A 14,941-nucleotide genomic window follows, 5' to 3' on the forward strand; every position below is an offset into this window, starting at 1 on the left:
GCGGCCGCGACCTCACCGATCGAATGCCCCGCCAGGAAATCCGGCCGGACGCCCCACGACTCCAGCAACCGGAACAGCGCCACCTCGAAGGCGAACAGCCCGGTCTGCGCGTACAGCGTCCGGTCGAGCGTGTCCGGGTCGGTGCCGAACAGGACGTCGGCGGTGCCGACCCCGAGCCGCTCGTTCAGCTCGTCGAAGGCCTCGGCGAACACCGGGTGGTGGGCGCGTAGTTCGGCGCCCATCCCGAGCCGCTGGGCACCCTGCCCGGTGAACAGGAAGGCGGTCCTGGCGCCCGTGCGGGCCCGGCCGCTCAGCACCGACGGCACGTTCTCCGAGGCGGCCAGCCGCCCCAGCCCGTCGAGGAGCCGCTCGCGGTCCGGGCCGATGACGGCGGCCCGGTGCTCGAAGACGGCGCGTTCGGTGCCGAGCGACCTGGCCACCGCGCCCACCGCCTGCTCGGGGCGGTCGGCGGCGAAGGCCCGCAGCCGCTCGGCCTGGGCCGGCAGCGCCTGCGGGGTGCGGGCGGAGAGCGGCCACAGGGCCACCGGCGGCGCCGGGTCGGGCTCGGGCCGCTCGGCGGCGGCCGGGGCCGGGGCCTGCTCCAGGATGACGTGGGCATTGGTGCCGCTGATCCCGAAGGAGGAGACGCCGGCCCGGCGCGGACGCTCGGTCTCGGGCCACTCCCGGGCCTCGGTCAGCAGCCGCACCTCGCCGGCCTCCCAGTCCACCTTGCCGGAGGGCTGGTCCACGTGCAGGGTCCTGGGCAGCACGCCGTGGCGCATCGCCTGGACCATCTTGATCACGCCCGCGACGCCGGCGGCGGCCTGGGTGTGCCCGATGTTCGACTTGATCGAGCCCAGCCACAGCGGCCGCTCGGCCGGGCGGTCCTGGCCGTAGGTGGCCAGCAGCGCCTGCGCCTCGATCGGGTCACCCAGCGTGGTACCGGTGCCGTGCGCCTCCACCACGTCGACGTCCGCGGCCGACAGCCGGGCACTGGCCAGCGCCTGACGGATCACCCGCTGCTGCGAGGGCCCGTTGGGGGCCGTCAGCCCGTTGGACGCGCCGTCCTGGTTGACGGCGGAGCCGCGGATGACGGCCAGCACCTCGTGCCCGTTGCGCCGGGCGTCCGACAGGCGCTCCAGCACCAGGACACCGACGCCCTCGGCGAAGCCGGTGCCGTCCGCGCCCTCCGCGAACGCCCGGCAGCGGCCGTCCGGGGAGAGCCCGCGCTGCCGGCTGAACTCCACGAAGGTGCCCGGCGAGGCCATCACCGTCACCCCGCCGGCCAGCGCCAGGGTGGACTCGCCGCCGCGCAGCGACTGCGCCGCCAGGTGCATCGCCACCAGCGAGGAGGAGCACGCCGTGTCGATCGACAGCGTCGGCCCCTCCAGGCCGAGGGTGTACGCCACCCGGCCGGAGACGATGCTGCCGCTGCCGAACGCGCCGAAGTAGTCGTGGTACATCAGCCCGGCGAACACGCCGGTGCGGCTGCCCTTCAGCGACACCGGGTCGATCCCGGCGCCCTCCAGCGCCTCCCAGCAGCTCTCCAGCAGCAGCCGCTGCTGCGGGTCCATCACCAGCGCCTCGCGCGGCGAGATCCCGAAGAACCCGGCGTCGAACTCACCGGCGTCGTGCAGGAACCCGCCCTCGGCGGTGTAGGACTTGCCCTCCAGGCCCGGCCGCGGATCGTGGAGGTCGGCGTCCCACCCCCGGTCGGCGGGGAACGGCGTGATGCCGTCCCCGCCCTCCGTCACCAGCTCCCAGAGCTGCTGCGGCGAGGTCACCCCGCCCGGGTAGCGGCAGGCCATGCCCACGATCGCGATCGGCTCGCGCGCGGTCGCGGTGAGCTTGCGGTTCTGCTCGCGCAGCCGCTCGGTCTCCTTCAGCGAGGCCCGCAGGGCCTCGACCATCCTGGCGTCCGGTGTGGCGTTCCTGGTCACAGCTCCTCCTGCTGTCCGCCGAGGTCGTCGAGGGCCAGGTTCATCAGGCTCTCGATGTCCATCGCGTCGATCGACTCGCCGCCCTCGCCGTCCTCGTCCGTCGCAGCGGCGGCGGACTCGGCCTGGAGCCCGGCCAGTTCGAGCAGGCTGTCCAGCAGTCCGGCGTCCCGCAGCCGGGCCAGCGGGATCGCGCCCAGCGCCTGGCGCACGGCCGCCTCCTGCCCCTCGTCCGCCGCGCCCTCGGCCGGGGCCAGTCGGGCGTCCAGGTGCTCGGCCAGCACCGCCGGGTTCGGGTAGTCGAAGATCAGCGTGGCCGAGAGCCGCAGCCCGGTGGCCTCGTTGAGCTGGTTGCGGAACTCCACCGCCGTCAGCGAGTCGAAGCCCAGCTCGCTGAACGCCCGGTCCAGGGCCACCTCGGCGACCCCGAGCACCCCGGCCGCCTGGGCGCCGACCAGGTCCAGCAGGAGCGCGATCCGCTCCGGGCCGGCCAGTTCGGCCAGGCCGCGCCGCAGCGCGGCCGAGGCCGTGGAGGCGGCCTGCGCCACCCGCCGCGAGGACGAGGAGCGCACCAGCCTGCCGAGCAGCGGCGGCACCCGGTTCCCCTGGGCCATCGCCGCCAGGTCCAGCTGGGCCGGCATCAGGACGGCCTCCGCCCGGCCGACCGCGGTGTCGAACAGGGCCAGACCGGCCTCCTCGGAGAGGCTGCCCACGCCCGACTGGGCCATCCGGCGGCTGTCCGCCTCGCTGAGCCGGTCCGCCATGCCGCCGCTGCCCGACCACGCGCCCCAGGCCAGCGAGGTGGCCGGCAGGCCGACCGCCCTGCGGTGCAGGGCCAGGCCGTCGAGGTAGGCGTTGGCGGCGGCGTAGCTCGCCTGCCCGGGGCTGCCGAGCAGGCCGGCCGCCGAGGAGAACAGGACGAACGCCGACAGCTCCCGGTCCTTGGTCAGCTCGTGCAGGTTCCAGGCCGCGTCCACCTTGGGGCGCAGCACCGCGGACAGCCGCTCGGGCGTCAGCGAGGCGAGCGTCCCGTCGTCCAGCACGCCCGCGGAGTGCACCACCGCGGAGACGGGGTGGCGCGCCAGCACACCGGCCAGCTCCTCCCGGTCGGCGAGGTCGCAGGCCAGGACGGTCACCTCGGCGCCCAGGCCGGTCAGTTCGGCCCGCAGCTCGGCCGCGCCGGGCGCCGCCTCGCCGCGCCGGCTGAGCAGCAGCAGGCTCTCCACCCCGTGCTCGGTGACCAGGTGGCGGGCCACCAGGCGGCCCAGCGCCCCGGTGCCGCCGGTGAGCAGCACCCGGCCGCTCCACTCGACGGGGGCGTCCAGGACGGCCTTCGCCGCCCTGGTGAGCCGCGGCGCGCCGAGCGCGCCCGCCCGTACCGCGAGCTGCGCCTCGCCGCCGGCCACCGCGGCCGGCAGGAGGTGCCAGCCCGGGTCGGCCTCGTCGTCGGCGTCGTGGTCGTCCAGGTCGACCAGCACGATCCGGTCGGGGTTCTCCGACTGGGCGGTGCGGACCAGCCCCCAGGCCGCCGCGGCGGCCAGGTCGGTGACGTCCTCGCCGGCCCGCGAGACCGCGCCGGCGGTCGCCACGACCACCGTCGTCCGGGCGAACCGCTCGTCGGCCAGCCAGGACTGGAGGCGGCCGAGCAGCGCGGCCAGGCCCTCGTGGACGGCCCTCGGGTCGTCGCCGCCCGTGAAGGGCAGCACCAGGACGTCCGCCGGGTCGGCCAGGGCCGCGAGTGCGTCGAGGTCGGCGACCGTGCTGACGGTGGCGACCCGCGTCGCCAGGGCGTCCAGCAGGCGCCGCCGGGGGGTGCCGAGCACCGCCCAGTGGCCGCCCGAGGGCGCCTGGCCGGCGGTGATCCCGGTCCACTCCAGGGCGAACAGCGAGTCGTCGCCGCCGGCCGTCGCCAGCCGGTCCACCGCGACCTCGCGCAGCACCAGCGACTCCACCCGGGCCACCGGGGCACCGGCCCCGTCGGCCAGTTCGATCCGCACCGCGTCCGCGCCGGCCGGGCTGATCCGCACCCGCAGCGCCCGCGCGCCGACCGCGTACAGCTCGACCCCGCTCCAGGCGAACGGCAGGCTCATCCGCCGCTCCGCGCCGGCCCGCAGGCCGATCGCGTGCAGCGAGGCGTCGAACAGGGCCGGGTGGATGCCGAACCGGTCGGCCTCCACCGGGAGTTCGACCTCGGCGAAGACCTCGTCGGCCAGCCGCCAGGCGGCCTTGAGGCCCTGGAACAGCGGGCCGTACTCGGCGCCCAGCTCGGCCAGGCTCTCGTAGGTCCCGGCCAGGTCGAGCGCCTCGGCGCCGGCCGGCGGCCAGGCCCGCGGGGTGTCGGGTCCGGGGGCCTCGGCGGCCCGCAGCAGGCCGGTGGCGTGCGCGGTCCAGGGGTCGTCCTCCCTGGTGCGGGAGTGCACCTGGAAGGTCCAGGTGCCGGCCTCGGCCGGGCGCACCGCGCACTGGAGGCGGACGGTGCCCTGCTCGGGCAGCAGCAGGGGTTCGGCGATGGTCAGTTCCTCGACCGCGCCGGCCCCGAGGTCCGCGCCGGCCGCGAGGGCCATTTCGACGAAGGCCGCGCCGGGCAGCAGCACCACGCCGCCGACCGCGTGGTCGGCCAGCCAGGGGTGGCTCTGGAGGGACAGCTTTCCGGTGAACAGCGTCCCCTCGCCTCCCGCGAGGTCCACGGCGCTGCCCAGCAGCGGGTGGTCGGAGGTCGCCCGGTAGCCCGCCGGCTCGCTCGCCATCCAGTACCGGCGGCGCTGGAAGGCGTACGTCGGCAGGTCGACGGCGGCGCCGGCCGGCAGCAGCCGCGCCCAGTCCACCGTGCCGCCGTGGACGTGGAGGGCGCCCAGGGCGGTGAGCACCGCCGCCGGCTCCCGCCGGTCCTTGCGCAGCAGCGGGATCAGCGCGGTCCCGCCCTGCTCCTCGGTCAGGTTCTCGGCGGCCAGCGCGGTCAGCACCCCGCCGGGGCCGATCTCGACGAAGCGGCGCGCGCCGGCCTCCGCCAGTGCCCGGACGCCGTCGGCGAAGCGCACCGCCTCGCGCACGTGGCGCACCCAGTACTCCGGCGAGCACAGTTCCCGCTCGGTCGCCGGGGCGCCGGTCAGGGTGGAGACGACCGCGATCCGCGGCGGGTGGTACTCCAGTCCGGCGGCGACCTCGCGGAACTCGTCGAGCATCGGCTCCATCAGCGGCGAGTGGAAGGCGTGACTGACAGTCAGCTCCCGCTTGCGCTCGAACCGTTCGGCGATCTCCCGGACGGCCCCGGCCTCGCCGGAGACCACCACGGAGCTCGGGCCGTTGACCGCCGCGATGCTCACCCGGTCGGTCAGCAGCGGCTCGATCTCGGCCTCGGTGGCCTTGACCGCCACCATCGCGCCGCCGGCCGGCAGCGCCTGCATCAGCCGGCCGCGCGCGGCGACCAGCCGGGCGGCGTCCGCCAGCGACCAGACCCCGGCCACGTGGGCGGCGGCGAACTCGCCGATGGAGTGCCCGGCCAGCAGGTCGGGGCGCACGCCCCAGGACTCCAGCAGCCGGAACAGCGCGACTTCGAGCGCGAACAGGGCGGGCTGGGTGTACTCGGTGCGGTCCAGCAGCTCGGCCGAGGACAGCGCCTCGCGCAACGGCCGCTCCAGCAGCGGGTCCAGCTGCTCGCAGACCTCCGCGAAGGCGGCCGCGAAAGCCGGGAAGGCCTCGGACAACTCCTCTCCCATGCCGACCAGTTGGGAGCCCTGGCCGGAGAAGAGGAAGGCGGTGCGGCCGGCCGCCGCGACGCCCAGCGCCACACCCGGCGAGGCCTGGCCATCGGCCAACGACCGCAGGCCGCGCAGCAGTTCGTCCCGGTCGGCGCCGCTGACCGCGGCCCGGTGGGCGTGGTGGCCGCGGGTGGTCGCCAGCGCCGCCGCGACCAGGCGCGGGTCGGGCCCGTCCCGGTCCGCCAGGCGGCCCAGCAGCCGCTCGGCCTGGTCGCGCAGCGCCTGCGGGCCGTGGCCGGAGAGCAGCAGCGGGGCCTGGTGCTCCGGAGCCGCGACGGCCTCCTCGGCGCTCTCCTCGACGGGCGCGGCCTCGATCACCACGTGGGCGTTGGTGCCACTGATCCCGAACGAGGAGACCCCGGCCCGGCGCGGGTGGTCGTACTCGGGCCACGGCTGCGACTCGGTGAGCAGCCGGACGTGGCTGTCCGTCCAGTCGACGTGCCGGGACGGCTCGTCGACGTGCAGGGTCTTCGGCAGCACCCCGTGACGGATCGCCTGGACCATCTTGATCACGCCCGCCACACCGGCCGCGGCCTGGGTGTGCCCGATGTTCGACTTGATCGAGCCGAGCCAGAGCGGGCGCTCCTCGGTGTGCTCGCCGCCGTACGTCGCGATCAGGGCCTGGGCCTCGATCGGGTCGCCCAGCGTGGTGCCGGTGCCGTGCGCCTCGACCAGGTCGACCTCGCCGCCGGACACGCCGGCCGCCGCCAGCGCGCGGCGGATCACCCGCTGCTGGGCGGGGCCGTTGGGGGCGGTGATGCCGTTGGAGGCGCCGTCCTGGTTCATCGCGGTGCCGCGCACCACGGCCAGCACCTGGTGGCCGTTGCGGCGGGCGTCGGAGAGCCGCTCCAGCAGCAGCACGCCCGCGCCCTCGCCGAAGCCGGTGCCGTTGGCGGCGTCCGCGAACGGGCGGCAGCGCCCGTCACGGGACAGGCCGCGCTGGCGGCTGAACTCGACGAAGGTCCCCGGGGTGGCCATCACCGTCACGCCGCCGGCCAGGGCCAGGGTGCAGTCCCCCTGGCGCAGCGACTGCACCGCGAGGTGCAGCGCCACCAGCGAGGACGAGCAGGCGGTGTCCACCGTCAGCGTCGGCCCCTCCAGGCCGAGGGTGTAGGCGACCCGGCCGGAGACCACGCTGCCGGAGCCGTAGCTCTCGAAGTAGTCGTGGTACATCAGGCCGGCGAACACCCCGGTGGAGCTGCCGCGCAGCGAGGCCGGGTCGATGGACGCCCGCTCCAGCGCCTCGTAGGAGGTCTCCAGCAGCACCCGCTGCTGGGGGTCGGTGACGAGCGCCTCCTCCGGGTCCATGCCGAAGAAGTCGGCGTCGAAGTCGCCCGCGCCGTACAGGAACGCGCCGTGCTTGGCGTAGCTGGTGCCGGGGCGGTCCAGGGTCGGGTCGTAGAGCGACTCCAGGTCCCAGCCGCGGTCGGTGGGGAACTCGCCGATGGCGTCCACCTCGCCGACGACCAGCTTCCACAGGTCCTCGGGCGAGTCGACGCCGCCGGGGTAGCGGCAGCTCATCGAGATGATCGCGATGGGCTCTTCGGCGTGGGCGGGCGCGGCGGCCCGGACCGGCGCGGCCGCCGCCAGGTTTCCGACCAGCTGGTCGAGCAGGTAGCCGGCCAGTTCGCGCGGGTTGGGGTAGTCGAACACCAGGGTGGCCGGCAGGCGCAGCCCGGTGGCCGCCGCGAGACCGTTGCGCAGCTCGACCGCGGCCAGCGAGTCGAAGCCCAGCTCGCGGAAGGCCTTGTGCGCCTCGACCGCGTCGGCCGAGCGGTGCCCGAGCACCGAGGCGGCCTGGGTGCGCACCAACTCCACCAGGACGGGGCCGCGTTCGGCCTCGGGCAGGGCGGCCAGCCGGCCGCGCAGCGAGTCGGCGCCGGCGGCGGGCTGTCCGGAGACGGCCTGGCGCCGGGTGCGCACCAGGGCGCGGAACAGCGGCGACAGGGCGTCGCCCTGGGCCCGCAGTCCGGCCGGTTCCAGCTTCATCGGCAGGACGGCGGGGAGCCGGGAGCGCAGCGCCTCGTCGAAGAGCTCCAGGCCCTCGTCGGTGGCCAGGGCCGCCACGCCGCCCCGGGAGATCCGGGACAGGTCGGTGTCGTCCAGCGTTCCGGTCATCCCGCCGGCCTGCGCCCACAGGCCCCAGGCCAGCGACTGGCCCGGCAGGCCGAGCGCCTGGCGGTGGCCCGCCAGGGCGTCCAGGAAGGCGTTGGCCGCGGCGTAGTTGGCCTGCCCCGGCGAGCCGAGGGTGGCGGCGGCCGAGGAGAACAGCACGAACGCCTTGAGGTCGAGGCCGGCGGTCAGCTCGTGCAGGTTCCAGGCCGCGTCCACCTTGGGGCGCAGCACGGTGTCCAGGCGCTCGGCGGTGAGCGAGGAGAGCACGCCGTCGGCGAGCACCCCGGCCGCGTGCACCACGCCGGTCAGCGGGTGCTCGGCCGCGATCCCGGCCAGCACCCCGGCGAGCGCCGCGCGGTCCGCGACGTCGCAGGCGGCGCCGGTGACCTCGGCGCCGAGCGCGGTCAGCTCGGCGACCAGCTCGGGGTCGGCGCCTCGGCGGCTGAGCAGCAGCAGGTGCCGCACGCCCCACTCGGTGACCAGTCGGCGGGCGATCAGGGTGCCGAGGGCACCGCTCGCGCCGGTCAGCAGGACGGTGCCGGCCGGGTCGAGTTCCAGCGGCTCCCGCTCGGCGGCCGGTTCGGCCCGGACCAGCCGGGGCAGCAGGACGGCGCCCTCGCGGATCGCCAGGTGCGGCTCCCCCACGGCGGTGGCCGCGGGCAGCAGCGCCTCGGAGGCCGGGTCCTCGTCCAGTTCGACCAGGACGATCCGGTCCGGGTTCTCGGTCTGCGCCGAGCGGACCAGTCCGGCCACGGCGGCGCCGGCCAGGTCGGGGCCGGTGGCCACCAGCACGGTCGACTCCCCCTCCAACTGCTCGCGCAGCTGGTCGAGGACGGTGTGGACGGCGGCCCGGACCTCGTCCGCGCCGGTGCCGGCCGGGCTGCGCAGCACGACCGGCCGGTGGGCGGGGTCGACGGCCGGGGTCGGCGCGGCGGTCCACTCCACCTGGTAGAGCGAGCCCGCCCGCGCCGACTTGGCGGCGGCGGCGAGCTGTCCGGCGGGGATCGGGCGCAGGGCGAGCGCGCCGACGCTCGCCACCGGCGCGCCGCCGGCGTCGGCGAGGGTCAGCTCCACCGCGCCGCCCTGGTCCAGCGGCACGACCCTGACCCGCAGGTCCTTGGCGCCGGTCGCGTGCAGCCGCACCTCGGACCAGGCGAACGGCAGCAGCGCCTCGTCCTCGGCGACGCCGGTCAGGCCGACGGTGTGCAGGGCGGCGTCCGCCAGCGCGGGGTGCAGGCCGTAGCCGTCCACCTGCTGGGCGAAGGACACCTCGGCGTAGACCTCCCGGCCCAGCCGCCAGGCGGCGCGCAGGCCCTGGAAGGCGGGACCGTAGCCGAGTCCGACCTCGGCGAGCCGCTCGTACAGCCCGTCGAGGTCGATCGGCTCGGCGCCGGCGGGCGGCCAGACGGTGAGCCCCGGGCCGGCCGGGGCGCCGCCGGGGGCGAGCACGCCGTCGGCGTGCCGGGTCCACGGCAGCTCGTCGCCCTCGCTCTCGGGGCGCGAGTAGACGCCGACCGGGCGGCCCGCGTCCCCGGCCGCGCCGACCACCACCTGGAGCTGCACCGCGCCGTGCTCGGGGAAGACCAGCGGGGCGTGCAGGGTGAGGTCGGCGACCCGGTCGAGGCCGACCTGCTCGGCGGCCTGGAGGGCCAGTTCGAGGTAGCCGGTGCCGGGGAACAGCAGTTCCCCGCCGACCACGTGGTCGGCCAGCCACGGGTGGGTGCCGAGCGAGAGGCGGCCGGTGAGGACGGTGCCGTCGGTGTCGGCGCGGGTCAGCGCCGCGCTGAGCATCGGGTGCTCGGTCCGGTTGAGGCCGGCCGAGGTGACGTCGGCGTTGCCGGAGACGCTGTCCAGCCAGAACTGCTCGTGCTGGAAGGCGTAGGTGGGCAGTTCGACGCGGCGCGGGCGCCGGCCCTCGAAGACCGTCCGCCAGTCGACCGCGACGCCGTGGGTGAAGGCCTCGCCGAGCGCGGCGGCGAACCGGGCCGGGCCGCCCTCCTCGCGGCGCAGCGAGCCCAGGGCCCGCACGCCGTCGAAGGTCTCCTGGAGTCCGACGGTGAGCACCGGGTGCGGGCTGCACTCGATGAACACGCCGTGGCCCTTGGCGACCGCGGTCCCGGCGGCCTGCTCGAAGAGCACGGTCCGGCGCAGGTTGGTGTACCAGTACTCGGCGTTCAGCTCGGTGGTGTCGATCGGCTCGCCGGTGACGGTCGAGTAGAACGGCACCTCGGCGGGGCGCGGGGAGACGTCCGCGAGGGTCTCCAGCAGCCTGGCGCGGATCGACTCCACCTGCGCGGAGTGCGAGGCGTAGTCCACCGGCAGCCGCTTGACCCGGACGCCCTCGTCCTTGAGCTGGGTCTGGAGGCGGTCCAGCGCGTCCACGAAGCCGGAGACCACGACGGAGCCCGACCCGTTGCGCGCGGCGACGGAGAGCCGGCCGTCGTAGGCGGCGAGCCGCTCCTCCACCTGGTCGACGGGCAGCGCGACCGACATCATGCCGCCCCCGCCGGACAGGTCCTGGGCGATGGCCTGGCTGCGCAGGGTGACGATCCTGGCGCCGTCCTCCAGGGACAGCGCGCCGGCCACCACGGCCGCCGCGATCTCGCCCTGGGAGTGCCCGATCACCGCGGCGGGGCGCACCCCGTGCGAGATCCAGGTCCGTGCCAGCGAGACCATGACGGCCCAGAGCAGCGGCTGGACGACGTCCACCCGGTCCAGCGGGCCGTTCAGTTCGGCCAGCAGGTCCCAGTCGGTGAACGGCGCGCAGGCGGCGGCGCACTCGGCCATGGCGGCCGCGAACACCGGTGAGGCGGCGAGCAGTTCGGTGGCCATGCCCTGCCACTGGGAGCCCTGGCCGGGGAAGACCAGGACCGGGCGGGAGCCGGTGACGGTGCCCTCGGCCAGCCCGGGGGCGGTGCGCCCCTCGGCCAGCGCGGCCAGCGAGTCGCGCAGTTCGGCGCGGTCGGCGCCGGTGATGGCCGCGCGGTGCTCGAAGTGGGCCCGGGTGGTGGCCAGGGCGTGGGCCAGGTCCTCGGGGGCGAGCCCCGGGTCGGCGTCCACGAGGGCCAGCAGCCGCTCGGCCTGGGCGGGCAGCGCCGCCTTGGACTTCGCGGAGAGCAGCCACGGGACGGCCGTCTCCGGCCGCTCGGCGGCGGGCGCGGCGGCCGGCTCGGGGACGGCCTCGACGATGACGTGGGCGTTGGTGCCGCTGATCCCGAAGGAGGAGACACCGGCCCGGCGCGGACGCTCGACCTCGGGCCACTCCCGGGCCTCGGTCAGCAGCCGCACCTCGCCGGCCTCCCAGTCCACGTGGGTGGACGGCTCGTCCACGTGCAGGGTCTTGGGCAGCACGCCGTGGCGCATCGCCTGGACCATCTTGATCACGCCCGCGACGCCGGCGGCGGCCTGGGTGTGCCCGATGTTCGACTTGATCGAGCCCAGCCACAGCGGCCGCTCGGCCGGGCGGTCCTGGCCGTAGGTGGCCAGCAGCGCCTGCGCCTCGATCGGGTCGCCCAGCGTGGTGCCGGTGCCGTGCGCCTCGACCACGTCGACGTCGCCGGTGGACAGCCCGGCGTTGGCCAGGGCCTGCTCGATCACCCGCTGCTGGGACGGCCCGTTGGGGGCGGTCAGCCCGTTGGAGGCACCGTCCTGGTTGACGGCGGTGCCGCGGACCACGGCGAGCACCCGGTGCCCGTTGCGCTTGGCGTCCGAGAGCCGCTCCAGGACCAGGACGCCGACGCCCTCGCCCCAGACCGTGCCGCCGGCGCCGGTGGCGAACGGGCGGCACTGCGCGTCGGGGGCGAGCGCGCCCTGACGGCTGAACTCCACGAACGGGTCCGGGGTCGACATCACCGCGACGCCGCCGACCAGGGCGAGCGTGGACTCGCCGCCGCGCAGCGACTGGGCGGCGAGGTGCAGCGCGACCAGCGAGGAGGAGCACGCGGTGTCGATCGACAGCGACGGGCCCTCCAGGCCGAGGGTGTACGCCACCCGGCCGGAGACGATGCTGCCGCTGCCGAACGCGCCGAAGTAGTCGTGGTACATCACGCCGGCGAACACGCCGGTGCGGCTGCCCTTGAGCGACACCGGGTCGATCCCGGCGCCCTCCAGCGCCTCCCAGGAGCTCTCCAGCAGCAGCCGCTGCTGGGGGTCCATCAGCAGCGCCTCGCGCGGCGAGATCCCGAAGAACCCGGCGTCGAACTCACCGGCGTCGTGCAGGAACCCGCCCTCGTGGACGTAGCTGGTGTCGGGGCGCTCGCGGGTCGGGTCGTAGATCCGGTCGATGTCCCAGCCCCGGTTGTCGGGGAAGGAGCTGATCGCGTCGGTCTCGCCGATCACCAGGTCCCACAGCCCCTGCGGCGAGGTGACCCCGCCGGGGTAGCGGCAGGACATGCCGACGATCGCGATCGGCTCGTCGGCCCGGGCGCTGCTCGCCCGGACGGCCTTGCGCGGGCCGGACTTGACGCCGCTGAACTGGGCGACCAGGTAGCCGGCCAGCGCCTCGGGCGACGGGTAGTCGAAGACCAGGGTGGCGGGCAGCCGGTGGCCGGTCTCGGCGGTGAGGGCGTTGCGCAGTTCGACGGCGGCCAGCGAGTCGAAGCCGAGGTCCTGGAAGGCCCGGCCCGGGTCGATCGCCTCCGCGGAGGCGTGTCCGAGCACGGCCGCGACCTGGACCCGGACCAGCTGGAGCAGGGCGTCCGCCCGCTCCTGCTCGCCGAGTTCGGCCATCCGGTCGGTGAAGGAGAACTCCGAGCCGGCGACCGCGACCGCCTCGCGGCGCACGGTGCGGCCCACCAGGGAGCGGAACACCGGGGCGAGCGCGGCGCCCTGGCGGCGCAGCGCCGCCAGGTTCAGCCGTACCGGGGCCAGCGCCGCCAGCCCGGTGGCGCGGGCCAGGTCGAAGAGCGCCACGCCGTCCTCGGCGGACAGCTCGGTCATGCCGCCGCGCGAGATGCGCGCCCGGTCGGCCTCCTCCAGGGAGCTGGTCATGCCGCCGACCGGCGCCCAGGGGCCCCAGGCCAGCGAGAGGGCGGGCCGGCCGAGGGCGTGGCGGTGGGCGGCCAGCGCGTCCAGGAAGGCGTTGGCGGCCGCGTAGTTGCCCTGGCCGGGTGCGCCGACCAGTCCGGCGACCGAGGAGAACAGCACGAAGGCGCGCAGCGGGGCGTCCGCGGTCAGCTCGTGCAGGTTGAGCGCGCCGTCCACCTTGGGCCGCAGCACGGCGTCGATCCGCTCGGGGGTCAGCGAGGCGACCACGCCGTCGTCGAGCAGGCCGGCGGCGTGCACCACGGCGGTGAGCGGGTGCTCGGCCGGAATCCCGGCCAGCACCTCGGCGAGCGCGGCGCGGTCGGCCACGTCGCAGGCCCGGACGGTGACCCGGGCGCCGAGCTCGGTGAGTTCGGCGGTCAGCTCCTCGGCGCCGCCGCGCCGGCTGAGCAGCAGCAGGTGGCGCGCGCCGAGGGCGGTGACGAGGTGGCGGGCGAGCACCGGGCCGAGGCCGCCGGTCGCGCCGGTCAGCAGCACGGTGCCCTCGGGGTCGAGCGGGGCCGCGTCCTCGGCGGCGAGCTCGGCGGCGGCCAGCCGGGCCGCGTGGGCGGCCCCGGCGCGGATCGCCAGCTGCGGCTCGCCGGAGGCGAGGACGGCGGCGGCGAGCGTCTCGGCGTCGGCGCCCTGGTCGAGGTCGCGCAGCAGGCCCCAGACTGCGGCGCCGGCCAGGTCGGCCACCGGCTCGCCGTCCAGCGAGAGCGCGCCGCGGGTGACCACCAGCAGCGGGCGCGGGTCCTCGTCCTGGGCGGCGGCCAGTGCCGCGTGGACGGCTGCCCGGACGGCCTCGGCGTCGTCGCCGGGCACGCTGTGCAGCACCCGGTGGTCGGTCCCCTCGGCCGCCTCGGCGAGCTGGACCGGGCTCCAGCCGAGCCGGAACAGGGCGTCGTTCGAGGGGCCTTGTTGCTGACGCAGGTTGGTCAGCGGGCGGGAGGCCAGCGAGGTCACCGAGGCGACCGGGGCGCCGGTGGCGTCGGCCAGGTCGACGGCGAAGGAGTGCGCTCCGGTGGCGCGCAGCCGCACCCGCAGCACCGAGGCGCCGACGGCGTGCAGCGAGACGCCGGAGAACATGAAGGGCAGCCGGGCGGTCTCGTCGTCGGAGCCGTCGCCGAGCAGGGCGAGCGCGTGCAGCGCGGCGTCGAAGGCGGCCGGGTGCAGGCCGAACCGGCCCGCGTCGGCGGCCGGGCGCTCGGCGAGGCGGACCTCGGCGAACAGTTCGTCACCGCGCTGCCAGGCGCCGTGCAGGGCCTGGAAGGTCGGGCCGTAGTGGAGGCCGGAGGCGGCGTGCCGCTCGTAGAGGCCGGCCGTCTCCAGCGCCTCGGCGCCGGCCGGCGGCCACTCGGTGAGGTGCTCGCCGGTGCCCGCGGGGGCCTGGCCGAGCAGGCCGGAGGCGTGCAGGGTCCACGGCTGGTCGGCGGCCGCGCCCTCGGCGCGCGAGTAGACGCTCACGGTACGGCTGCCGGCCGCGTCGGGGGCGCCGACGGTGACCTGCACCCGGGTGCCGTCCTGCTCGGGCAGGACCAGCGGCACCTCCAGGGTCAGCTCCTCCAGGTGGCCGCAGCCGACCTGGTCGCCGGCCCGGATGGCCAGTTCGACCATGGCGGTGCCGGGCACCACGACCCGATCGCCGACCACGTGGTCGGCCAGCCACGGGTGGGTGCGCACCGAGAGCCGGCCGGTGAGCACGGCGCCGTCGGAGTCGGCCAGCATGGTGGCCGCGCCCAGCAGCGGGTGCTCGGTGGAGTCCAGGCCGACGGAGGCGACGTCGCCGACCGAGGCCGGGACGTCGACCCAGAAGCGGGTGCGCTGGAAGGCGGTGGTGGGCAGGTCGACCCGGGCGGCGCCCTGGAACAGGGTGCTCCAGTCGGGCGAGCAGCCGCCGATGTGCAGCTGGGCGAGCGCGGTGAGCAGCGTCTCCGGCTCGGAGCGCTCGCGCCGGGTGGTGGCGGCGAGCACGGCGTCGTCGGAGTCCAGGCACTCGCGGGCCATCGCGGTGAGGACGGCGTCGGGGCCCAGCTCCACGAACCGGGTCACCCCCGCGGCCTCCAACGCCCGCACACCGTCCGCGAACCGCACCGCCTCACGGACATG

General features: G+C 76.3%; 2 protein-coding genes. Both read right to left on the reverse strand.

What is annotated here, in order from left to right:
• Positions 1-1,940: type I polyketide synthase (locus ACFRMQ_RS25410; protein WP_380732923.1), on the reverse strand; the 1,940-nt coding region annotated here is incomplete at its 3' end.
• Positions 1,937-14,884: an SDR family NAD(P)-dependent oxidoreductase gene (locus ACFRMQ_RS25415; protein WP_380732924.1), complete on the reverse strand. Its 12,948-nt coding sequence runs from the start codon at positions 14,882-14,884 to the stop codon at positions 1,937-1,939. The genes ACFRMQ_RS25410 and ACFRMQ_RS25415, both read right to left, overlap by 4 nt.
• Positions 14,885-14,941: the final 57 nt, after the last annotated feature.

It is taken from the genome of Kitasatospora sp. NPDC056783 (genome assembly GCF_042789895.1).
GTDB lineage: Bacteria > Actinomycetota > Actinomycetes > Streptomycetales > Streptomycetaceae > Kitasatospora.